The organism is Streptomyces sp. NPDC102441, assembly GCF_044765585.1.
GTDB lineage: Bacteria > Actinomycetota > Actinomycetes > Streptomycetales > Streptomycetaceae > Streptomyces.
Genome location: NZ_JBIWKH010000002.1, coordinates 450,737 through 473,082, shown reverse-complemented (window position 1 = coordinate 473,082; position 22,346 = coordinate 450,737). Strand labels below are relative to the sequence as shown.

Annotated in this window: 18 protein-coding genes and 2 pseudogenes; 15 read left to right on the top strand and 5 right to left on the bottom strand. The window is 68.5% G+C overall.

Annotation, left to right across the window (positions count from 1 at the left end; genetic code table 11):
• Nucleotides 1–12: 12 nt before the first annotated feature.
• Both ACIREO_RS05680 and ACIREO_RS05675 read right to left on the bottom strand, forming a co-directional pair.
• On the bottom strand, nt 13–1,425 hold the full coding sequence (locus ACIREO_RS05680; protein ID WP_404105441.1) for a cytochrome P450: 1,413 nt from the start codon (nt 1,423–1,425) through the stop codon (nt 13–15).
• Between the two features lie 287 nt (nt 1,426–1,712).
• A complete protein-coding gene (locus tag ACIREO_RS05675; protein ID WP_404105755.1) occupies nt 1,713–2,603 on the bottom strand; it encodes a LysR substrate-binding domain-containing protein in 891 nt (296 codons plus the stop codon).
• 328 nt (nt 2,604–2,931) lie between these two features.
• Here ACIREO_RS05675 and ACIREO_RS05670 point away from each other — a divergent pair, with 328 nt between their 5' ends.
• Nucleotides 2,932–3,501, top strand: coding sequence for a hypothetical protein (locus ACIREO_RS05670; protein ID WP_404105438.1), 570 nt, complete (start codon nt 2,932–2,934; stop codon nt 3,499–3,501).
• Nucleotides 3,502–4,319: 818 nt separating this feature from the next.
• Here ACIREO_RS05670 and ACIREO_RS05665 read toward each other — a convergent pair.
• On the bottom strand, nt 4,320–4,676 hold the full coding sequence (locus tag ACIREO_RS05665) for a transposase (protein WP_404105437.1): 357 nt from the start codon (nt 4,674–4,676) through the stop codon (nt 4,320–4,322).
• Nucleotides 4,599–4,963: pseudogene (locus ACIREO_RS05660) on the bottom strand (hypothetical protein); the annotation flags it as partial. The pseudogene ACIREO_RS05660 and the gene ACIREO_RS05665, both read right to left, overlap by 78 nt.
• Before the next feature lie 698 nt (nt 4,964–5,661).
• On the opposite strand from ACIREO_RS05660, the gene ACIREO_RS05655 reads away from it, so the two are divergent.
• The 9 genes from ACIREO_RS05655 (at nt 5,662) to ACIREO_RS05615 (ending at nt 18,496) form a co-directional block, all read left to right on the top strand.
• Complete coding sequence (locus ACIREO_RS05655) at nt 5,662–6,363, top strand: YciI family protein (protein WP_404105434.1); 702 nt, start codon at nt 5,662–5,664, stop codon at nt 6,361–6,363.
• Entirely contained in the window at nt 6,360–7,607 is a 1,248-nt protein-coding gene (locus tag ACIREO_RS05650) for an RNA polymerase sigma factor (protein ID WP_404105431.1), read from the top strand. Before ACIREO_RS05655 ends, ACIREO_RS05650 begins: the two co-directional genes overlap by 4 nt.
• Before the next feature lie 519 nt (nt 7,608–8,126).
• Nucleotides 8,127–9,845, top strand: a complete 1,719-nt coding sequence (locus ACIREO_RS05645) for a carboxylesterase/lipase family protein (RefSeq protein ID WP_404105429.1) — start codon at nt 8,127–8,129, stop codon at nt 9,843–9,845.
• A 417-nt stretch (nt 9,846–10,262) separates the two neighbouring features.
• On the top strand, nt 10,263–10,577 hold the full coding sequence (locus tag ACIREO_RS05640) for a hypothetical protein (RefSeq protein WP_404105427.1): 315 nt from the start codon (nt 10,263–10,265) through the stop codon (nt 10,575–10,577).
• Between the two features lie 195 nt (nt 10,578–10,772).
• The gene (locus tag ACIREO_RS05635) at nt 10,773–11,006 is read left to right on the top strand and encodes a hypothetical protein (RefSeq protein WP_404105752.1); all 234 of its coding nucleotides are present in this window, start codon (nt 10,773–10,775) and stop codon (nt 11,004–11,006) included.
• Between the two features lie 46 nt (nt 11,007–11,052).
• Nucleotides 11,053–12,075, top strand: a complete 1,023-nt coding sequence (locus ACIREO_RS05630) for a glycoside hydrolase family 16 protein (RefSeq protein ID WP_404105425.1) — start codon at nt 11,053–11,055, stop codon at nt 12,073–12,075.
• Between the two features lie 456 nt (nt 12,076–12,531).
• Nucleotides 12,532–15,813: a GH92 family glycosyl hydrolase gene (locus ACIREO_RS05625; protein WP_404105750.1), complete on the top strand. Its 3,282-nt coding sequence runs from the start codon at nt 12,532–12,534 to the stop codon at nt 15,811–15,813.
• A gap of 273 nt (nt 15,814–16,086) precedes the next feature.
• Entirely contained in the window at nt 16,087–16,659 is a 573-nt protein-coding gene (locus ACIREO_RS05620) for a TetR-like C-terminal domain-containing protein (protein ID WP_404105423.1), read from the top strand.
• Nucleotides 16,660–17,248: 589 nt separating this feature from the next.
• Nucleotides 17,249–18,496 carry a M20 family metallopeptidase gene (locus tag ACIREO_RS05615; protein ID WP_404105420.1) on the top strand — a complete coding sequence of 416 codons (1,248 nt, stop codon included), beginning with the start codon at nt 17,249–17,251 and terminating at the stop codon, nt 18,494–18,496.
• A 68-nt stretch (nt 18,497–18,564) separates the two neighbouring features.
• Here ACIREO_RS05615 and ACIREO_RS05610 read toward each other — a convergent pair whose 3' ends face one another.
• On the bottom strand, nt 18,565–18,711 hold the full coding sequence (locus ACIREO_RS05610; protein WP_404105417.1) for a hypothetical protein: 147 nt from the start codon (nt 18,709–18,711) through the stop codon (nt 18,565–18,567).
• Nucleotides 18,712–19,186: 475 nt separating this feature from the next.
• Between ACIREO_RS05610 and ACIREO_RS05605 the strand changes: the two genes are divergently transcribed.
• The 5 genes and pseudogenes from ACIREO_RS05605 (at nt 19,187) to ACIREO_RS05585 (ending at nt 22,306) form a co-directional block, all read left to right on the top strand.
• Nucleotides 19,187–19,462, top strand: coding sequence for a hypothetical protein (locus ACIREO_RS05605; protein ID WP_404105414.1), 276 nt, complete (start codon nt 19,187–19,189; stop codon nt 19,460–19,462).
• Nucleotides 19,372–19,761 carry an MEDS domain-containing protein gene (locus tag ACIREO_RS05600; protein WP_404105747.1) on the top strand — a complete coding sequence of 130 codons (390 nt, stop codon included), beginning with the start codon at nt 19,372–19,374 and terminating at the stop codon, nt 19,759–19,761. Before ACIREO_RS05605 ends, ACIREO_RS05600 begins: the two co-directional genes overlap by 91 nt.
• A pseudogene (locus tag ACIREO_RS05595) lies at nt 19,685–20,040 on the top strand (ATP-binding protein). The gene ACIREO_RS05600 and the pseudogene ACIREO_RS05595 overlap by 77 nt, the downstream one beginning before the upstream one ends.
• 419 nt (nt 20,041–20,459) lie before the next feature.
• On the top strand, nt 20,460–21,653 hold the full coding sequence (locus ACIREO_RS05590) for a globin domain-containing protein (RefSeq protein WP_404105412.1): 1,194 nt from the start codon (nt 20,460–20,462) through the stop codon (nt 21,651–21,653).
• Nucleotides 21,650–22,306: a pyridoxamine 5'-phosphate oxidase family protein gene (locus tag ACIREO_RS05585; protein ID WP_404105410.1), complete on the top strand. Its 657-nt coding sequence runs from the start codon at nt 21,650–21,652 to the stop codon at nt 22,304–22,306. The genes ACIREO_RS05590 and ACIREO_RS05585 overlap by 4 nt, the downstream gene beginning before the upstream one ends.
• Nucleotides 22,307–22,346: the final 40 nt, after the last annotated feature.

The window sequence follows — 22,346 nt, the reverse complement described above, 5'->3', positions numbered from 1 at the left end:
TCGGGGCAGGGTCTACGCAGCGGCTTGCCGGCTGTACGTCATGGCCATCGTGTCCGGTTTGACCGTGACCACGGCCTGGGCTGCCGGGGGACGGCCGACGAGTTCCAGCCGGGGCCACGTCTGGAGAATGGTGGCCAGGATGATCTGAAGCTGCGACCAGGCGAAGTTCTCTCCGATGCATTTACGCCGGCCGTCGCCGAAGGCAAGGAACGATCCGCGAGTGATCGAAGCACGCTCCGCTGTCCAGCGGTCCGGGTCGAAGGCGTCGGGTTCGGGGAAGAATGCCGGGTCGTGCTGGTGAAGGTAAGGACTCCACACAACGTCGGCGCCCTGAGGGATGCGGTGTCCGCCGAGGTGGACGTCCCTCGTCGCCGTTCGGGTCACCATCCACGCAGGGCCGTACTTCCGGATGCTTTCCTGCAGGACGAGTCGCGCATAGGGAAGGTGGTCGAGGTCGCCGTCAGCGAGGGGGCGGTCGGCGCACACGGAGGTGAGTTCGCCCCGGAGCCGCTCTTCGATCCGGGGGTTCCGGGATATCTCGTAGAGCGCCCAGGCCAGGGTGGCGCCGGTGGTCTCGATCGCTCCGGTCAGGAGCGTGATCGCCTCGTCCTGCAGCTGTTGGTGCGTGAGTGGATCCTCCGCGTTGAGCAGGGTGTCGAACAGGCCGGCCTCCTGCTGAGTTCGCAGGGCGTGAGGGCATCCCGGAGGCTCGGTTGCTTGGTCTGCCGAACCTGACGGGGGCGCCGAGACCTTGCGGTGGTCGATGGCCTGGTCGACGAGCTCACGGAGGCGCCGGACGCGATCGGCGTGGGCTCGGTTGGCGGGCAGCGGGAGTCGGTTCAGCCAGGAAGGGAGGACGGTCTGACGGATCGTCCCCTTCATGATCTCTGGCATGAGGGCGGTGAAGTCGCTCTGTAGGTGTTCGGGAAGATCGGTGCCGAACAGGGCGACGAGGAAGGCCGCGAGGGTGACGTCGTTCATGTCCGCGAACACGTCGCGTGGGATGTCTTCAGGCCAGTCGGTCACCAGCGCGCGCACCTGGTCGATCATGGCCGTGCTGCGGGTGGCAATGTGCGCCTTGTTGAACATGGGTTGCATCAGGCGCCGGTTGCGTAGGTGGGTGTCGCCATCGGCGACGGTGGCCAGGCCGTCGCCGAAGAAGACGCGCAACGCGTCGATGATCTTGCCACCCTTGGCGAAGTCCGCCGCGTCCGTCACCAGCACGCGGCGGGTGAGGGCGGGGTCGGTGACCACGTAGGCGGGCGTGGTACCTATGCGTATGCGTACGACGCCGCCGTGTTCACGCAGTGAGGTGATGAACGGCAGCGGGTCGCGGGCGAGTCGGTGCACGTGGCCGAGCAGGGGGAGACTGCCGGGCGCGGTGGGAGTGGCGGTGGGGGAGGTCGGTGCGGTGGGGGAAGGCACGGCGTCATCTGCTCCTGACGTGGGGGGGGCTGGGCTGCGGCCCATAACATCCCCAAGATCACGTCGGTAGATGCATTAGCTTACGATCTTTGCGTTGGGCAGGGGTGGTGTGATACAGGCTTTCTGCCCTGCCGCTGTCCGGGCGCAGCGCGAACACGACCGCCCCTCCACCTCGCCCTGACCTCGCCGACGCGGGTGCTGATTCGGACCGCGTGATCAGTCATCGCACCCGTCCTCTCCGTCGATTCGCTTGCGATGTTCCGCGTGCGCCTGGCGCCGGCGTCTCGTCACTTTCCGCTCGGCCCTGCGTCCTGTGCCGCTTGCGCGAGCGCCCGGACAAGGTCCGTCTCCCCGGCCGTGGGCCAGATGAGGACCCAGGTTCCCATCGGGGCGTCGTACGGGTGCAGGTACCGGAGACCGGGCCACTGGTAGCAGTCGGCGGCGTCGCCGTGGATGAGGCAGATCGCCTCGCCTGCCGCGACTACGGCGGCGACTTCCTGGATCGTGGAGACCTTGGGCCCGCGCCGGATCGGCCGGCCGCGGGGGGTGTGGGTGGGCACGAGCGTCTGCTGCCAGTACTCGGGGATGGGTGCTGCGGAGTAGGGAAGGGGCCAGTCCGCCACGTCCTCCATGCTGACCTTGCCGCGGGAGGTAAGAGGATGATCGGCGGCCACCATGAGGACCAGGGGCTTGGTCGCGATCACCGGACCAACGGTGAGATCCGGCTCACGGACCGGCAGCCAGGAGGTCGCCACCTGGACCGAGCCGTTCCGGAGGGGGCCGAAGGGATCCGAGAAGTTGATCTCCTGCACGCGGAGCCGGACCTCGGGGTGCCGGGCCTGGAAGAGGCCGATGACGTGCGGGTAGTAGTGCGCCTGGGGCCCGTGCAGACCGATGGTCAGCGTGCTCGTGGTGCCGCGGGCAGCAGCGGTGGCCGCGCGGGTGCCGTCGAGTATCTGCTGGTAGCCCGCACCGAGGTCTTGCCGCAGCTGAGCTCCGATGGCAGTGAGCTCGACCTTGCGGCTGCTCCGGGCGAAGAGACTCGCGCCGATCCGTCGCTCCTGCTTGGCGATCGACTGGCTCACTCGCGCCTGTGACACGTGCAGTCGGTCTGCGGTCCGGCCGAAGTGCAGCTCCTCGGCCAGCGTCAGGAAGATCTCGATGTCTCGTAGCTCCATCACATGCCCCCAGTCTCCACCGATAACTTCGGGGTTATCAGACCATGTGCAGTCGGGGGTTGTTCGTCCGTATCCCGCGCCGCATCCTGGGTCACGTCCTCCTCGAGGACGCCCATCGGTACTCGGCCCAGGCGCACAGGGAGATGACGTGCTCACACCGCTCGGGCCGGTACCGGCCAGGCGTGTGTGGCTGGTCGAAGGTCCGCCACAGGGACTTCCGCCGAAGCGGCTCATCGGGGTTTCCTGTGATGCCCCAGGCACTGCTGCTGGGCCGCTACGACATCACTGGCCGCCTGCAACTGGTGGGGAAGACCACCCGGCCCGCCTCATGGCCGCCGACGCGCCCTGGCACACCGGGTCCGCCTCCGAACTGACCGGCCGCCTCGTCACCGCCGCCCTCCACACCCTCACCACCCCGCTCACCATGGACCAGCCACCGGTGAGCGCAATCAACGTAAGGATCACCGCAATGAAGAAGCGCATGGCGTTTTCCAGCGCCGCCTGTGCGGCCGTTCTGGCTGTACTCCCCCTGGCCGGCACCGCCTCCGCGGCCGAGTACACCGTGACGCACACGTCCGGGCCGCACACCGGCGACAAGTGCACCTGGATCAACAGCTGTGCCGGCTCGGCGTCGTTCGTCCATGACGGCGACCACCTGCTGGTCTGGGACAACGCCGGCGACGGGCACTCCGTTGTGGTGGAGTACGAGCGCTCCGATGTGGGCGGGAGCGACTACATACTCGACTGGAACCACTACGGCAAGAACACCAGGCTCGACGTCAACATGAACATCCCCGAGGACGGATGGATCACCTACCGGGTCTGCGTGGGCGAGTACGGCACTCGCAGTGTTCTGAGGGACACCTGCTCCTCCTTCTTCTGGGAATCCGCCGGTTGATCACCACGCCTTGACCGTCACGCCTCGGGCGAAGGAGATCATCGAATCGCTGCGGGCCCGCGCCGAGCGCCCTACCCGTACCCGTACCGGTACCCGTAGGCCTCGGGCGGACGCGCCTTCCTCGATCTCGGCGTGCCGTAGAGAGGGGTGTTAGTCACCGTCTCTGCGCGTCGGGGCCTTCCAAGTGACCTGATCATGGCCACGGCCCTCTCGGAGCCTTCGTCAGATATCCGCGATGGGCAGATCCCCGGCAACAGTCGCCCAAACCCTTGCCGCTGCTTGCCAGCCAGGCCTCCCCGTCACGCTTCGGTGCCGGCACCTAAGCGTGCAAGGGCGTGATAGGGCGTGATAGGGCGATCGTGAAGCTTCCGGATCTCGTTGTGACCCTGAGATGTGCATGAACGCGATATTGCGGGGCACGAGGATCAACGCAGCAGAGACCTAACCGCTATCGATTCGAAACGAGCCAGGTTGTACGGGTCGGGCGCGACGAGGTCGCTGCGAAGCGAATGTTCATGCACGCCTACGAAACTCGAGGACGGGAACTGTCATGATTCTACTCGGTGTCATTCTGCTCATAATCGGCCTGCTTGTTGGTATGTCTTTGCTGACGACCATCGGTGGTGTACTTGTCGTGGTGGGAGCTGTCCTGTGGCTCCTTGGTGCAAGCGGGCGTAAGGTCGGCGGACGCAAGCACTACTTCTAGGTCCTGTGCGGAGTTCAGACCACGTTTCGGGTGATCCGCAGCGCGGAAGCGTGTGCGCTTGATAGGCAATCAGGTTTGGCACCTGGCGACCCAGAGGGCACCTGATCACCATTCAGGACCTGTTGGTTGTTTCGCCGGAATGAATTCGCCAGGTCGGGGTGGATTCCCCAGTGAGTTCACGGCTCATTTGGTCAGCCATCGCCCAGTGGACCATTTCCCGGGATCTCTGAGGCAGAGTCTCGCAGTCCCGCGCGAGACGTCGGTACTGCATCAGCCAGCCGAAGGTCCGCTCGATCACCCATCGTGTGTGGCGGCCAACTCGTCGAGCAGACGCCTGCCGCCGGTCGAGTCGTGCACGGAGGCGGCCGTGACGACGGCGAGGACCAGGCCGAGGGTGTGAGTGATCAGGTGGCGCTTGCGCCCTTTGATCCTCTGCCGGCGTCGATGCCCTGGCTTGCTTCGGCGACACTCTCCGAGGTCTTCACCCTCTGGGCGGCCCACCACGGCTGCCGACGGTTCCGCGGCGCGACCGTGTAAGCGCCGGGTCCTGTCCCGCAGCAGGTCGTGGACCTGACCGGTGGTGCCGCCTGCCTCCCACTTCGCGTAGTAGTCGGCAGCGAAGGCTCGCGCCCCTCCAGCACCTCGCACACCACGATGCCGTTCCAGCCGGGCTTCGGTTTCGCGAGGAACTTGAACGTGATGCCGACCGTGGTAGCGAAGCCCTCCGGCCGAGCGCCGACGCCGGTGGCCGTCCATGGCGGGATCAGCTCCGGATCGGTGACCGCACGCCAGACCTTCTGTGACGGCAGCTGTCCGGCACAGCCACCGGGATGTTCATGGAACGGGGCATCCTGACCGATCCGGACCTGTCGCCGGTCGAAGCGGCGTTGGCGATCCTCTCCGGCGAGCCGGCCGGCGTCGCGCAGCCCGACTCTTCGACACCGGACTTACCTCACTCGCCCTTGGCCGGCGCAGCCAGTGAAACGTCTCCCCGGCCGGGGCAGCGGCGAGCTGCGGCGCCTACGGTGGCCTCTGTAGCCTGGCGGCGCTGTACGTCGGGGGGAGCTGACTGTGGAGAACATCCTGTCCGTGACCATCGGGGCCGCTATCGGCCTCATAGGGGCGGTGTCCGGTCGTCGGCGACCGACCTGAGCGTCGCTCCGGGCCGCGACCCGTACAGCGTGACCGCATCCGCCTTGAACCCCGGCGGGTAGTTTGTCATGACCACGAGATGTCCGCTCTCAGATCTCCTGGATCCAGGATCCAGGATCCAGGATCCAGCGTCCCGTTTGTCCAACGTCGGGGGCAACGCCCAGTTTGAGTAACACGTACTTGCAGCTCAGCTCCTCGGCCAGAGCCGAGTGGGAGATGTCTTCGACAGAATCCTCGCCGTTCTGTCGGATTCCGCAAAGACCCTTCGTCGTCCTCGTGAAACGTTCGGAAGGAGAACGGTCATGAAGTACGTGTTGTTCGTCGCCACCGACCCCGCCGGAGAGTCGACAGACGAGAACCCGGAGGCATGGGTCGAGAAGTGGAGCGACAGTGGCGTCCGTATCGAGGGGATGCCGCTCGAGCCGGTCACCGAAACGAGAACGGTCCGCGTCCGCGGAGACCGGGTGTTGGTCACCGACGGCCCGTTCACCGAGACGACCGAGTGGATCGCCGGGTACGACCTCGTCGAGGCCGCCGACCTCGACGAGGCGATCGAGGTCGCCGCCTCGCACCCGATGGCGACCGGCGGACGCATCGAGATCCGGCCGGTTGAACCCCTCGATCTCGGGCCGGGCACCGAAAACGTCCCACATGAGGGCGACTCGCCCGCCTCGCGCTTTCTCGGGATCCTCCGGACGGACCCGAGCGCTCCGTCCTTCATCCCTGATCCCGCCTCGGTGGCCGAGTGGGTCCGCGAGGGTCTCGCCTCCGGCCGTTACCTCGGCGGCGAGCACCTGCGTCCCGTCCAGGACGCCACCCTCGTGCGTCGTCGCGGAGGTGAACTGCTGGTCACCGACGGCGCGTACGCCGACGTGCTGGAGTGGGTGACCGGAATCGTGTTCATCGACGGTGAGTGGGAGGAGGCGATCGATTACCTTTCCCGCTGCCCCATGGCACGATCCGGAATCGCCGAGCTGCGCGAATTCTGGACGGACTTCTCGTGAGAACCGGGCCGCCAGACGTCCGGGCGGCGCTCGCCGAGGCGTACCGCGGCGAGTGGGGCGTCGTCTTCGGCACGATCGTGCGCCTCACCGGAGACTGGGAATTGGCCGAGGACTGCGCGCAGGAAGCGTTCACCCGCGCTCTGCCGGCCTGGGAGCGTGACGGGGTACCGCGCAGACCGGGAGCGTGGCTGGTGACCGCCGCTCGGCACCGCGCCCTGGACGTGCTGCGCCGCCGGACGACCGAGCGCGGCAAGCTTGTCGAGGTCGCCGCGATCGAGGCGGTCCGCGAACCGCCGCCGCCCGGAGACGAGAGGCTGCGGCTGGTGTTCACCTGCTGCCACCCGGCGCTCCCCCTCGAATCCCGGGTGGCGCTCACCCTCCGGGCGGTCGGCGGCCTCACCACGCGCGAGATCGCCCGCGCCTTCCTGGTCAGCGAGGACACCGTTTCGCAGCGGATCCTGCGCGCCAAGCGCAAGATCGCGGCCGCCGGGATCCCCTACCGGGTTCCGCCGCCCGGAGCACGCGCCGAACGGCTGGGCGGAGTTCTCGCCGTCATCTACCTCGTGTTCACCGAGGGATACGCTCCCAGCGACGGAAGCACAATCCGCGACCCGCTCGCCGAGGAGGCCATCCGGCTCGCCCGGCTCGTCGCCGCCGAGGCGCCGGAGGAGCCGGAGGCACGGGGATTACTCGCGCTGCTGCTGCTCCAGCACTCGAGGCGTGCCGCCCGGCTCGACGAGGACGGCAGCCTGATCACTCTGGAGCACCAGAACCGCAGGTGTTGGGACCACTCGCTCATGTCCGAGGGCGTGGGCCTGGCCCGGGAGACGGTCGCGTCGGGCGGCCCCTACGCGCTCCAGGCGGCGATCGCCGCGCAGCACGCCCTCGCCCCGGCCGCCGCCGCAACCGACTGGGTGGCCATCGTGGCGTTGTACGACCGCCTCCTCGCCCTGCGTACGAACCCGGTCGTGGCACTCAACCGCGCGGTCGCCCTTGGAATGCGCGACGGTCCACAGACGCAGTTGGACGCCGTCGACGCCCTGGGAACACCCAAGGAGCTGACCGGCAACCACGCCCTGCACGCCGTCCGCGCGGACGCGCTGCGCCGCCTCGGTCGGACCCGCGAGGCAGCAAAGGCGTACCGGGCGGCGAAGAGCGCCGCCCCCAACGAGGCGATCGTCCGGGAATATGCCAAGCGTATGACCGAGTTGGGGCCAGAAGATCGGCAGACCGACAAGGTCTGAGCATGCCGCCCCGCCGCAGGCCGGTGCCGCCCGGTCCGCTCTCTCCCGACCGGGAGTTCCGCGACCCGGCCCACAAGTGGAGACAGATACGCGAGCGTCGCCCATGGAAAGACAGCGGCTCAGGAAGTCACCGGGAGGTCGCGGATGGTCTGGCGCCACGACACGCCGAAGCGTGTCCGCCGCAGGCGCGGCTCTGACCACACATACGTAGCCCCCTGAGTCCGATATTGTTCGACAATTAAGAGGCTCAGGCGTCACTCAGACCCTACTCGCACAGCACCCCCGATCAGGGCGACGCCGTAATTTCCCGCTTGCTTCTTGTCGCTGCGGGACCACAGTGTTACGTTCACCACCAACGCTCGTCGGACAATCTCCGAGTCGTCATGTCTCCGGCACCGGCCACTGACGTGGCCGGGTAAGGGCCAGGAAAACAGCCACGCCGACCCATCGGCGTCACCTTGTGGAAAGACCTCTCTGGCATCTGATCGCCCTCAATCGCTTCGAAGATCGGAGACCCGCATGCATGTGCCGGACGACAACAGCTCGCGCCCGGGAAACGGCCCCCTGTGGGATCGGCGGGACTTTCTGGGGCGGACGGCCGGCGTCGCCGCCGGTGGCGCACTCCTCAGCGCCCTCGCCGCCCAACCGGCCGCCGCCTCTCAGGCGTTCGGCGACCGGCCGGTGCGTACCGAGTCCGGCCTGGTGTCCGGAGTCCCCGCCGCGCTGCACGGTGTCACGGCTTACAAGGGGATCCCCTACGGGGCTTCCACCGCAGGCGAGAACCGCTGGCAGCCGCCCCGGCCCGCTTCGGCCTGGAAAGGAGTGCGCAGGTCGGACACGTTCGGCGACGCGCCCCCGCAGGCGGGCAGCGGTTTCGCCATGAGCGAGGACTGTCTGAACCTCAACATCTGGACAGGCGCGTCGAACGCCGGGGAGCGGCGCCCGGTGTACGTGTGGCTCTACGGTGGCGGCTTCTCCGGAGGCAGGGGCTCGGACCCGCTGTTCGACGGCTCGACGCTGGCAGGCAAAGGCGTGGTCTTCGTGACGATCAACTACCGCCTCGGCCCCCTGGGATTCCTTGCCACCCCCGAGCTGAGCCGGGAGTCCGGCCATCATGCCTCGGGCAACTACGGTCTGCTCGACCAGATAGCGGCACTGAAGTGGGTGGGGCGCAACATCAGGGCGTTCGGCGGGGACCCGGACCAGGTCACCGTGGGCGGCCAGTCCGCCGGAGCCGGCTCCACGGACCTGCTCTCGATCTCCCCGCTCGCTGCGGGCCTCTTCCGGAGGGCCGTCGCCGAGAGCCAGGTGCGCTTCCCCGGTGACCCCGAGCTTCGCTATCTCGGGACGTCGTACCGGGAGAAGACCACCGCGGAACAGCAGGGCACCGCGTACGCCGCCTCGCACGGCGCGACCACCCTGGCCGAACTACGCGCCGTGCCGTGGCAGGAGCTGACCGACGCCGCCACACTCAAGGACGAGACGGTCGACACCGGAACCGTCGCCAAGCCGCCACTGTTCCGGCCGGTCATCGACGGCTGGGTGCTCCCGGTCGGCTACCGCGACGCCTATGAGCACCGTACGCAGCACGACGTCTGGTACCTGGCAGGCAACAACCTGGACGAGAGCGGCGCGGTACCGGAGACCGCATTCGACTACTGGCGCGACGCTGGTTACCCCGACCGCCCCGGCGCTCCGCCCGTCCACGTCACACTCGACGACTACGTGAGCGCCGCCCACCGCAAATTCGGCGCGCTCGCCGACGAGTTCCTGACGCTCTACCCGGCAAGCACGGACGACGAGGCAGCCCTCGCCAGCAACGACGCCGTTCGCGACAACTCCCGCGTGAGCACCCACCTGTGGACAACCGAGTGGAGCCGCGGCGCCGGCCGCCCCGTGCGCACCTACTTCTGGACCCACCGCCCGCCGGGACCAGACCACGATCTCCGTGGCGCCTACCACGGGTCCGAGATCGCCTACTTCTTCGGCAACCTCTACCCCTCCGGCCAGGGATGGACCCGCACAGACCGGAAGCTGGCCGACACCATGTCGTCCTACCTCGCGAACTACATCTCCACCGGCGACCCCAACGGCCCCGGGCTGCCCGAATGGCCCGTCCACGATCCGAGTTCACCGACCGTCATGGAGGTGGGTGAACACTTCGGACCGGCACGGGTCGCGTCGGTTCCCAAGCTCGACTTCTGGAGCCGGTACCTCGCTGGTCAAGAGGCCTGGTAACGCCAGCCCTTCTCGGCCGTGGCCCCTTGCGGAGGCACGCCGTGGCATCAGGTTCCACTGCATCTCGGCGGCCACCGCCATCGGCTGCGTGCGTACCATCAGGGCGCATACGCACCTACTGCCACCCCGGCTGGCCGAGCCGAGGAGCGCCTCCAACAAGCCCTTCGAGGGCGCTGGACCGCTGCTCCGCAGCCACTTCGGCACCGTCGATTCTCTCCGACATGGCCGAGCCGGTTGACCAGCAACTGACACCGGGACCAGTCGACAAACGCGGTCCCCGGACACCCATAAAGCCCCTCGACGGAGTTCGGGCTGACTCGTGACGGTCAGCCCTGCGCTCACACCATCGCGCACCCGGACCACTGAACCGTTCCGGATTCGGTAGAGACTCTAGATTGTGGCTGTGACCTGGGGCTCTTGACCGCGGGCCTGCTCCAGGACGGCAAGGGCGGGGCTGTCCAGGTCGACGAGTACACCCCGGACGACGCTGCCCACATCAAGCACGGTCCCACGGGCTGCGTGGGCGTACGGCAGAGCGAGGTCCAACTGCCGGACGGGTGTGCGAAGAAGATGAAGAGGCCCGACGCGCAGTACATCACCGTCACCCTCAAGATCTCACCGGTCGCCGTCGTCGGACGGGACTGGAACCACGCGTCACTGATGAAGGACTCGCGCACGGCGATACTCGAGGCAGCGGAAAACCTGACCGAACAGTACGACTGTGCCACCTGACCGTCGCCCGACCCGCCAGACCACCCAGCGGCACCGCCGGGCTACCGCAGCCCGGCTGCAGCGACCTCACCGGATCAGCAGCTCAGCTGCGCGACGATCCGCCGGATCGCCACCAGGCTGGCCGTCAGGGAGAGTGTGAGACAGGCGGCGAACAGCCCGAGCGGCGCTCCCCGCGAGCGCGAGGTGCTGGCGCTGATGGCCGAGGGGCTCAGCAACCAGACCGTCGCGCAGCGGCTCACCGACACCGAAGAGACGAGTGCCCGGCGCGCCCGCGTAGCGGTGCCTGCCCGGAGAGCGTCGAGCCCGTCACCGCTGAACCCTTGCACCAACTGGAGTCCTGTTGAGTCCAGTTACGTTCAGAAAGTGAACGCTACAAGTACCTTGACGGGTTCAGTCACCGTGCCCGACAGTCGTCCGCAAGGCAGTTGAGAGCGCTCTCAACCACCTGTCCCCCCACCCCACGAAAGCAGACCCCATGAACAGGATCGCTTCCTTCGGCAGGTCTCAAGGCATCTCCCCCGGCCCCGGACACCACACCCGACGGCGCCTGCCGGCCACACTCGCCGCACTCGCGCTCTGCCTGCCACTGGCCGGGCTCATGGGCGTGACGGGTCCCGCCGGGCTCTCCGGCGGCACCGCGTCGGCCGCCGAACCGGCCGCACAAGCCCGTACAGCCGCCGCCGACTGGACCACCATGTTCAGGGACGACTTCGACGGCGCGAGTGGAACAGGCCTCGACACGGCCAACTGGCTCTACGACATCGGCACCAGCTACCCCGGCGGCGCCGCGAACTGGGGCACCGGCGAGATCGAGACATCCACGGACTCGACGGACAACGTCTACCAGGACGGCTCGGGTCACTTGGCGATCAAGCCCATCCGCGACGACTCCGGGCACTGGACATCCGGCCGGGTGGAGACCCAGCGCACCGACTTCGCCGCACCGGAAGGCGGACAGATGCGGCTCAGCGCCTCCCTGAAACAGCCCGACCCGGAGAGCGGACTCGGCTACTGGCCGGCCTTCTGGGCGATGGGCGCCGACGCCCGCCCGACCGGAGCCACCAACTGGCCCAGCATCGGCGAGCTGGACATCATGGAGGACGTCAACGCGCTCAGCCAGCACTCCACCACCTTCCACTGCGGCGAGTGGGCCGGCGAGTGCCACGACCCCGACGGAATCAGCAGCGACCTGCAGGCCTGCGACGGCTGCCAGTCCGATTACCACACGTACTCGGTGATCGTCGACCGCCGGGACACCGCAGCCGAACAGCTGCGCTTCTACCTGGACGATGTACAGACCTTCGCGGTGAACCAGAGCGAGGTGTCCGACGCGACCTGGAAGGCCGCCGTCGACCACGGATTCTTCGCGATCTTCGATGTGGCGATCGGCGGTTCGTATCCGGACAAGGTCTGCGGCTGCACCTCCCCCGGGGCCGACATCACCTCCGGGGCCGAGATGAGCGTCGACTGGTTCGCGGCCGAGGTGAGCCAGTCCTGAACCACGGCCGCCGGTGACCGGGCCGGGGGTGGTGTCGCAACCGCCCCCGGGTACGGGTCCGGACCCGGCGGTTCCGGACCCGAGAGGCCGAGGATTCTCCCGTCGGCGGCAGGTCGGCGGGCCGGGAATGCGCCGCGGACCTCATACGCTCCGGGCGTCTCCCGGTCCGACGATTCGGCCGATCGCCGCCGTCCGACGACGGCCGCAGGACAGCTCCGGGTCGTGCGTGCCCACGGCGCGGCGGTCGCGGGGCCTTGACACCCCGGTGCGGCAGGAGGAGCATCCTCCCGTCATTGACAACGTTGTCGGGACAGGATTGCCCGGGCAGGCAACGGGGCTTCCGCTCCGGCCCGTTGACCGCCCGCCACACACGAAGGGGCAGGATCGGTGTCAGACACGCACAGCCGTCGGACGCACGCCGGGCTCAGAGCTGTCAGCTGCGTCGCGGTGACCGCCATGGCCGCACTGGGACTGGCCTCCACAGCCGCCCCCGCGTCGGCAGCATCCTCGTACACCACCGTCAAGGACCCGGTGTCGTACGTCCACCCGCTGATCGGCACCGCGAACGCGGGCAACACCTACCCGGGCGCCGTCCAGCCGTTCGGCATGCTGGCCTGGAGCCCGCAGAACTCGCAGGGCAAGCAGGTCTCGACGCCCGCTCCCGGCGGCTACCAGTACGACGCGACGAAGATCCGCGGCTTCAGCCTGACGCACCTCAACGGCGTCGGGTGCTCCGGCGCGAACGGTGACATCCCGATCATGCCGTACGCGGGTGACATCGACACCTCGCCCACCTCGGACACGACCGACGCGAAGTACGCGAGCGACTTCTCGCACGCGGACGAGACTGCCGCCCCTGGCTACTACAAGGTGGGCCTGGCCAGCGGCGCTTCGGCGGCACTCACCACGACCGCCCGCACCGGCACGGGGCGGTTCGGCTTCCCGGCCGACAAGCCCGCCAGCATGCTCTTCCGCACCTCGAACTCGGAGAGCGGCAGCACCGCCGCCACCGTGAAGATCGACAAGGCGGCACGGACCGTTACAGGCTCAGTCTCCGCCGGCAACTTCTGCGGTCCGCAGAGCGCGAACAACCGCAAGGACCTCTACACGCTCTACTTCACCGCCCACTTCGACAAGGACTTCGCGAAGGTCGGCACCTGGACGGACGACACCGTCGCTCCCGGCTCCACCTCGGCCTCCGGCGGTACGGGGTACAGCTCGGCCGGCAACCCCGTGGCGGGCAAGGGCTCCGGGGCATACATCACCTTCGCCGACGGCACCACCGGCGCGCAGGCCAAGGTCGCCGTCTCCTACGTCAGTGCGCAGAACGCGGAGGACAACCTCCGCGCGGAGAACGGGCGTCACGAGACCTTTGACTCCGTCAGGAAGCAGGCCGCCAAGACCTGGAACAAGGCGCTGAGGACGATCGAGGTGGGCGGCGGCACCGACGCCCAGCGGTCCACCTTCTACACCGCGCTCTACCACTCCATGCTGGAACCCACTCTGACCAGCGACGTGGACGGCCGCTACCTCGGCTCCGACCGCAAGCCGCACCGGCTCGCCAAGGGGCAGAAGGCGCAGTACGGCACCTTCTCCGGCTGGGACCAGTACCGCGCGCAGGTTCAGCTGATGACGCTGATCAACCCGCGGGCGGGCAGCGACTACGCGCAGTCTCTCTACAACTACGCACGTCAGAACGACGGCGAGTGGGACCGCTGGCTGCTGGAGAACGGCAAGACAAGCGTGATGTCGGGTGACCCGTCGGACGCGGCGCTCGCCGGGATCTACGCCTTCGGCGGCCACGACTTCGACGTCAAGGGGGCGCTGAAGTCGCTGGTGACGGCGGCCACCGTGCCGACGGCGAACGACTCCGACAGCTCGGGCTGCAACGTCGAGTGCGTAGGCCAGCGGCCCGCGCTCGACAAGTACCTGGAGCTCGGTTACGTACCGGCGGACGGCTGCCACTGCTGGGGCGGCGCCGCCGAGACGCTGGAGGACGCGGCGGCCGACTACGGTCTGTCCGAGCTGTCCCGGCAGACCGGGAAGACCGCCGACGCGAAGAAGTTCCTGGAGCGCTCGGGCAACTGGTCGAACGTCTTCGACGCCAACGCCACCGCCGACGGCGGGTACATCCGCGACCGCAAGGCCGACGGCACCTGGGCCGGGACCTTCACGCCGGGCACCGGTACCGGTTTCGTCGAGGGCTCCAGCGCGCGCTACACCTGGATGGTCTACTCGGACGTCGCCGGGCTCGCCGGCGCGATGGGCGGGAAGGAGCCGGCGGTGAAGCGGCTGGACGCCTTCTTCCGCACCCCGGACGGGAAGTTCGACTTCACGGCGAAGGACGCCACCCGCTACGACCCGACCAACGAACCCGACATCAACGCTCCTTACCTGTACAGCTACCTCGGCGCCCCGTACAGGACGCAGGAGACGGTCCGCGCCGAGGTGGACCAGCTGTGGACCGACACCCCGGGCGGCATTCCCGGCAACGACGACGCCGGCACCATGTCGTCCTGGTACGTCTTCTCCGCGCTGGGCATGTACCCGCAGAACCCCAGCCGCGCCGACCTGGTCCTCACCGCTCCGCTGTTCCCGCACGCGGTGGTGCACACCGGCCACGGGAAGACCATCACGATCGAGGCGCCGGCCGCCTCGTCGGCCAACAGCTACATCCACGGCCTGAAGGTCGACGGCCGCAAGTCCGACAAGCCGTGGGTCCCGGCCTCGTTCGTCACCCGTGGCGGCACGCTGGACTACACGCTCGGCGCGACGGCCGATACCTCCTGGGGCAGCGCGGCGGGCGACGCCCCGCCGTCCTTCCCCGGCGGCGGCGTGAAGTACTTCACCGGCGCCGCCCCCGAGCAGGTGAAGACCGAGCCCGGCTCGGGCAGCGCGGAGACCACCGTCAAGGTGCAGAGCCTTCAGACCGAGTCCACCTCGGTGCACTGGACGGCGACGGCTCCGGCCGGTGTCACCGTCACGCCGGCGGAGGGCGATTTCACCGTCCCGGCCGGTGGCTCGGTGAGTGCGAAGCTCGCCGTGTCGGCCGCGGCGGACACCGCCGAGGGCCACTACACGGTCCCGGTGGCACTGAAGTCCTCCGACGGGACCGAACTCCCGAAGACGTCGTTCGCGGTGACCGTCGCCGAGAAGAACGGTCTGCTGTGGAACCGCAACAGCACCGGCATCTCCACCGACGACACGGAACCGCAGGCCAACTTCGACGGTGAGGGCTGGAGTTACTCGGCTGCCGCGCTCGCCGCGGTGGGCACGACGCCGGGCGGCACGGTCTCGTCCGACGGATTCGACTTCACCTGGCCCGAGGCGGGCGCCGGCGACCCCGACAACATCGAGGTGACCGGCACCACCCCGCAGGTGCTGAACGTCCGCCCCGCCGAGGGCGACACGAAGCTGAGCCTGCTGGGCAGCGCCGCCGAGGGTGCGGCCAGCGGCAAGCTGACGCTGACGTACACCGACGGCACCACACAACAGGCCGACATCGGCTTCAGCGACTGGACGCTGGACGGTGGCTCCCAGCAGCCGTCGTACGGCAACACGGTGGCGGTCCACACCACGTACCGCGACGTCCAGGGCGGCGGCAAGGACCCGGTGGGCACCGAGGTCTTCTCCTCCGCGCCGATCACCCTCCAGGCGGGCAAGCAGCTGGCGGACGTGACGCTTCCCTCCACGACGAGTGGCGGAATCATCCACGTCTTCGCGGTGGCCACCGCCTGATCAGCGGCTCCGTCCGTCGTGAACGGGCCGTCGTTCCCGGGAGACCCCCCGGCTCGACGGCCCTTTCGCCACGCCTCCAGCGTAGTGAGCGCGCTGGCGACGACAGCGATGTCCAGGCGCGGAGCCGCCTTCACCAAGGCCGTCATCCGACGGTCACCTGGACCGTCTTCGACAGCGCTTGGGAGTCGAGGACGAAGGCGCGCCGACGCGCAGAGGGAACACCGGCGCGCTTCGAACGGCTCACGCTGCGGCGCCGGGTGAGCGGTGCTCGTCATGCCAGTCGTCGATGGCCGCGATGCGCTGCAGTGCCGCTCGCTCCTCCTCGGCCGATACAGGACCGGCAGCGGCGTGGCCAAGCGGACTCTTTACCGGTGGTGGCCGACGAAGTCCGCTCTGGTCGCCGACGCGATACTCGGTGGATTCCTTGACGTTCCGCACAATCCGGTGCAGCACACGGCCGACATCTGGGCCGACCTGCGTGCCTGGCTCGGCGAGGTATCCACAGCCATGCATGGCCCCTACGGGGAGGTGCTGCGCGCGTCCACGGCGATCAGCGCAACAGAACCCGCCCTCGCCGCCGGACTCGCGCAGGCTTTCCGCCGCCCCGCCGTCACCGAGATGCGCGCCCGCTTCGCCGAAGCCGTCCGCGACGGACAGATCTCGCCGGACGCGGACATCGACGCGACCATCGACCTGCTGATGGGGATCATCGTGTTCGTGGGCGCTGGCCACGAAGACGTTGCCCGTATTCCTGCAGTCCTCGGGGTATTAAAGCTTGGCATCTCAGGCGAAGCGGCGAGGCACTCTCATTGCCCGCCAAGGGAAAACCCCACCGTGCCGCGGTGACGGCGGCTGCCATAAATGCCTGCCGAGTTCCCGGGTGACTGCGGTGACCGTCTTGCCCGAGGAGTCGACGAGGGCAATGCCGTCCCGCCTGAACTCCTTGGTATACCGCTTCGTGTATTTGCTTCTCACCTGGTGCTTCTTCCTGGAACCTCTAGATTCCAGGAAGCCAGGTGTCCACGATCAAGGGGAAGGTTCAGGTTTCGCTCCACCCGAGCCAATGGATGCCACCGAGGTTGAGGGCCTCTTCTACTGCTCTGGATGTCAGGCCGGTCAGTCTGAAGAGTTTTCGACGTGTTCTGAACCCGATCGGCCACAGGGACGGTGCTCATCTTTTTCGGCCTGGACCTCGCTCTGTCCGGACGATCAGGGACCGAGACCGGAGGAGCATCAACCTCAACGCGGCAATCTCCCGTGGTGTGGTTATCCCCACCGCCGAGGGGTGGCTCACCGGATGGCGATGACGCCGGTGCTCGGCGATCGTGTTTCCCGGAATACGACTTGAGTCAAAGGGGTCACAGTGGATCGTCCCGTAGAGCACGCTCTCCTTCGCCGCACGTTACTGGCCAGCACAGCGGCAGCCGGTGCGGGAATGGTGTGGGGAGGCATGGGAAAGGCCGTCGCGGGTGGGTGGACAGGGCCGGTGAAACAGACGGCGGTGGCCGCCGAGGCGGCGCTTTTGGACCGCGTACTGATTCAGCTGCGGCGGGACATCCACCGGCACCCTGAAGCCCCGGGGCAGGAACAGCGCACGGCCGCTCTGGTGGCCCGGGAGCTGCGGGCGGCGGGGCTGGACGTCACGACCGGAGTGGGCGGCCATGGTGTCGTCGGGGTCCTGCGGGGCTCGCGTCCAGGCCGGACCGTTGCCTACCGGGCGGACATGGACGCCGTTCCGCCCAAAGACATCGTCGGAGGAGGCCCCGCGCCGGCCCATGTCTGCGGACACGACATCCACACCACGGTGAGTATCGGCGTCGCGCGGGTTCTGGCGCGGCTGCGGCGGCAATTGAGTGGAACGGTGGTCTTCCTTTTCCAGCCTGCCGAGGAGACGCTGTCCGGCGCCCGCGCACTGATCGACTCGGGTGTGCTGGAGCGCGAGTACGTCGAGGAGATCCATGCGCTGCACTGCGGGCCGTTTGCGGTCGGCCAGTTCGCCGTGACTCCGGGCTATGGGATGCCGGGCCAGGACAAGGCGGAAATTACCCTCTCCGGGCCGGACGCACTCGATGCCGCGCGGCGCTTGGCAGTCGATATCGGCGCGCTCGCAACCGTGGCTCTGCCACAGACGTCAGCGGACCTGGAGCAGATCATCGCTGACGCCCAGACGCCCGACGGGCCGCTGGCCCGGTTCGTAGCCGTCCGGGCGGCAGCGCAGGACGCCAAGGTGAGTGTGTCCTATCGCTGCTGGCCGCAGGAGCGCTACGTGGAGGTGCGCGAAAACATCCGTCGAGCGGCCATGCCATATGCGGGGGCCGGGGTGCGCTTCCCCGCCGAGCCATTCCCGGCCATGGTTTGTTCCGAACGCGACGCCCGTCCGCTCGCCCGCCACCTGCGCCGCAGCGTCGGCCAGGACATGGTCACGGAGCTCTGTGCCGCCTTCCCGCCCTTCAGCGGTGAGGACTTCGCCCTCTACCTGGACCGGATCCCCGGCACGTACACCTTCCTCGGTGTTCATACCCCTGGCACCCCCATCACAACGAGCTATCCGCATTACCCCGACTTCTCCCCGGATGAGCGCGCCATCGGCGTCGGCGTGCGGGCGATGGCGGGCTGGATCGCGGAGCGCACACACAGAAGCGCAGGACCTACCAGGCGGGCCCGGCCGGCGCAGACTGGCTGACCTACTGCCGTTGCCGCACTCCCGTCCTGCGCGTGCTGGAGGCTCAGCCGGTGCAGGCGCCAGCTACCTCACACATGCGGTTGTGGCTGGTCGTCTCCGACAGCATCGGGCAGGAGCACGCGGGTCTGCTGCAGCTCCGTGCGTGCCTGGTCATAGGACTCGCCGGTGTACGTGCCACGTCGGACGGCGAGACAGCTGAGGCGGTCGGTGCGCACTTCGGGATCCCGTCACGTGCTGCTCGGCCCGGGCGGCACGGTGGGGTAGGACGCGAACCGTGGCGTGTGACGTACTGCGACGATTCGATGGAGCTGAGCTCCTTCGCTTCTGCCCTCGGCTGCCGAATGGGCCGAGACATCCAGAAGAAGCACAACCCCGTCGTGGCCGCACTGCAGACGGTAGGGCACCCAGCGGACTCATCCCACACCTCGTCGGCCATGGCATGTCAGCCACGACCACGGCTGGTGCGCGCCGACCGGCGTGCCGCGCAGTGGGTGCCGGCCTTCGAGCAGGAGTGGGCGGCCGCCCTGGAGGAATCCCGCCGGACGTTCTCCCTCGGCGAGCTGTACGAGGTCCTCCAGGGTGGCAGGGCCGACTCGCCCACGCCCCGGCCGTCGACGCGTTCGTCGTCTCCGGCTACGACGACAGCGAGGCCACCGACATGGCGGAGCTGCGGGGAAGACGAAAGCGCCGGTGAGCGGACAGCCGTACGCGGTCCGCTTTTCCGCACCGGCCGCGAAGGTCCTCGACACGCTGCCCGAGCAGGTCGAAGACACCGTGTGGGACGTCCTGGGCGCAGCCGACGCCGACCCGTGGGGTTTCCGGCAGTGGAACGCGGAGGACCTCGATGGCGAGGACGTGCGCTACGCGTCCGTCGGCTGGCTCTCCCTCACCTACTGGGTGAACCGGCCGCTGCGCCGGACCGTACCGCCGCCGAGTACCCCGCCTGTGTCCAGCACGAGGCGCTGATCAACGCCGTCTTCCGCAGCCGTGATGTCACCATTGTCTGCCCCTACGACGCCGCCCGGCTCGACGCCGCCCGGCTCGATGCCGCGGTACTCGCCGAGGCGTACGCCACGTATCCCCTGGTGGTCGACGAGGGCGTGAGAGCTGTAGCAGCGGCTACGACCCCGATCTGGTCGTCGCCCCCTACAACCAGCCCCTGGCCTGTCGGCACGCGCAGCGGCCCTCGTGTTCGATGCCGAGCGGCTGCCCGCCGCGCGCGAATTCGCGGTCGCACGGGCCGGGCGTCTGGGGCTCGCGGGTGAGCGCCTGGACGACTTCACGCTGGCCGTCGCCGAGCTGACCAGCAACAGCGTGGTCCACGGTGGCGGTCGGGCACCGTTCGGGTCTGGTCGCAGAACCGTCAGGTGTTGTGCGAGGTGACGGACTCGGGGCAGCTCAGCGACCCTCTGGCCGGCCGGCGTCCGGCCATGCGGGACCAGCCCGGCGGCCGTGGTCTGCTCATGGTTCACCACCTCACCGACCTGGTCCGCGTCCACACCGGCACCGAAAGAACCGCAATCCGCTTCCATCTCGCCAGCTGACCGACGACGACAGTTAGCCGTGGCAAACAGTTGACATGAGACAACTGACGCGCATCTACTGATCATCCGCGACGACCACCGATGAGTGGTCTTCCTCCCTGTATCCGTACGGGGTGGGTCCCCGGAGCGCGTGTCCGCCTAGTGATCTAGGGTGGGCGGGCCTTCGAACTCCCGCTCCCCCCACCGACGCTCGCGGCTTCGCTCGCCTCACGCGGGCGGTGCACGCGTGTGAAACCATCCGATTGTGATCTGCCCTTGATAAGACACAACGGCCTCCGGCCAGGCCGATGAAGATTCCCCGGCCGACGTTCCGCACGCCGCCCTCCCCCAGACGCCCGGAATACGGGCACACCGACGGTGGCGCCCCGGCCCCGGAACATGAGCCCGTTGCACCACCCGGACCGGACGGCCCCGCCTACATGGCAGCCCCTCCGGAGATCCTGACCTCCGACGAGATCAAGCTGGTCCGCGCCAGTATCGAGGTCGTCGAGCCGGTGGCAGGCGAGGTGACGGTGTACTTCTACGCCATCCTGTTCGCCCGCTATCCGCAGGTCAGAGACCTGTTCCCGGCCAACATGGACATGCAGAGGGACCGGTTGCTGCGCGGCCTCTTGCGCATCGTGGATCTGGTCGACGATCCGGGGAACCTGGTGAGCTTCTGTACGCGGCTCGGCCGTGACCACCGCAAATTCGGGGCGCTGCGTGACCACTACCCAGCGGTCGGCGCCTGCCTGCTCGATGCCTTGGCCCGCTACGCCGGCCCCGCGTGGAGCCCGGAGACGGCGGACGCCTGGAGCCGTGCCTACACCGCGGCCGCGGATGTGATGGCCCAGGCCGCCGAGAACGACGCGCAGCTGCGACCGGCGGTCTGGCCTGCCGAGATCATCCACCACGTGCCACTGGGTCACGGCATCGCCGAGATCACCGTTCGCCCGCAGGGCCCGTACCCCTACACCGCCGGGCAGTACGTGAGCATGGAGACGCCCTGGCAGCCCAGGGCGTGGCGCTACTACTCGCCCAGCCACGCCCCGCGCCCCGACTCCACCCTCAGCTTCCACGTCCGGGCCGTGAACGGCGGACAGGTCAGTACCGCTCTGGTCCACCGGGCCCGAACCGGCGACTTCGTACGCCTGGGGCCCCCTCAGGGTGACATGGTCCTGGATCCCCGGGGGACCCACGACCTGGTATGCGTGGCCGGCGGAACCGGCCTCGCACCCATCCGCGCCCTGGTGGAACAGGCAGCCCGCAACGGTTTCCAGCGCAACGTGAACGTGTTCATCGGAGCCCGTACGGGCGAGGAACTCTACGGCCTCGACGACATGCTCAGAAGCGCCCAGCGCCACCACTGGCTCACGGTACGGGCGGCCGTGTCCCACCAGCGCATCCCCGGACGCGAGGGCATGCTCCCCGACGTGCTGCGCGAGTTCGGCCCCTGGTACCAGCACGAAGCCTTCCTGTCCGGCCCCGTCCCCATGGTGACGGCCGCCACCCAGATCCTGCTGGACCACGGAGTGACCCGGGCCCGCATCCACCACGACCCGCTGGAGGGTGTTCCGGCACTGGAACCATCCTCGACACCCGTACGACCCGACGAGAGGCGCCAGGCACTGTGAACACCCCCCACCAGGACGGCACACCCTCACTCGGGGAACGGCTTCTGCAGCAGCAGCTGGGCACCACCGAACGCGCCGACGACTTCTACGCCCGCCAGGTCCACAGGGGACTCACGCCGAGCATGCGCGAGTTCATCTCGCGCCAGCCCATGGTGTTCCTGTCCACAGCCGACGCCCGCGGCAACTGCGACACCAGCTTCCGTGCCGGCCCGCCGGGTTTCGTGCAGGTGCTGGACGAACACACTCTGACCTACCCCGAGTACCGCGGGAACGGTGTCCTGGCCAGCGCGGGGAACATCACCGAGAATCCCCACATCGGCCTGCTGTTCATGGACTTCAGCGAGCACCACATCGGACTCCACGTCAATGGCGCCGCCCATCTGCGCGCTGCCACCGAACAGCAGGCCCACGACCGGATACCCACCCCCACCGGGGCGGGACGGACACCGCAGATGTGGATCCACATCACCGTCCACGAGGCGTACATCCACTGCTCCAAGCACATACCTCACCTTCAGGCTGCCCCCCGCGAACGCGACGCCGCCCGCAACCGCCCCAAGGACGCGGTCTACTTCACCGCCCCGCAACCCGACCAGGCCCCGGCGAGCGAGGCACCCTACCCGGGGACCCACAGGGCGCCGTCCCGCTGGTAGTGCGCACGGCCGAGCGAGGGTCCGAGGGGTGAGCGCGGGC

Coding starts and splice junctions, on each gene's coding strand:
- ACIREO_RS05675 (WP_404105755.1), bottom strand. CDS start 2,603: ATGGAGCTACGAGACATCGAGATCTTCCTGACGCTGGCCGAGGAGCTG.
- ACIREO_RS05670 (WP_404105438.1), top strand. CDS start 2,932: ATGGCCGCCGACGCGCCCTGGCACACCGGGTCCGCCTCCGAACTGACC.
- ACIREO_RS05655 (WP_404105434.1), top strand. CDS start 5,662: ATGAAGTACGTGTTGTTCGTCGCCACCGACCCCGCCGGAGAGTCGACA.
- ACIREO_RS05645 (WP_404105429.1), top strand. CDS start 8,127: ATGCATGTGCCGGACGACAACAGCTCGCGCCCGGGAAACGGCCCCCTG.
- ACIREO_RS05635 (WP_404105752.1), top strand. CDS start 10,773: ATGGCCGAGGGGCTCAGCAACCAGACCGTCGCGCAGCGGCTCACCGAC.
- ACIREO_RS05630 (WP_404105425.1), top strand. CDS start 11,053: ATGAACAGGATCGCTTCCTTCGGCAGGTCTCAAGGCATCTCCCCCGGC.
- ACIREO_RS05625 (WP_404105750.1), top strand. CDS start 12,532: ATGGCCGCACTGGGACTGGCCTCCACAGCCGCCCCCGCGTCGGCAGCA.
- ACIREO_RS05620 (WP_404105423.1), top strand. CDS start 16,087: ATGCCAGTCGTCGATGGCCGCGATGCGCTGCAGTGCCGCTCGCTCCTC.
- ACIREO_RS05615 (WP_404105420.1), top strand. CDS start 17,249: ATGGTGTGGGGAGGCATGGGAAAGGCCGTCGCGGGTGGGTGGACAGGG.
- ACIREO_RS05590 (WP_404105412.1), top strand. CDS start 20,460: ATGGCAGCCCCTCCGGAGATCCTGACCTCCGACGAGATCAAGCTGGTC.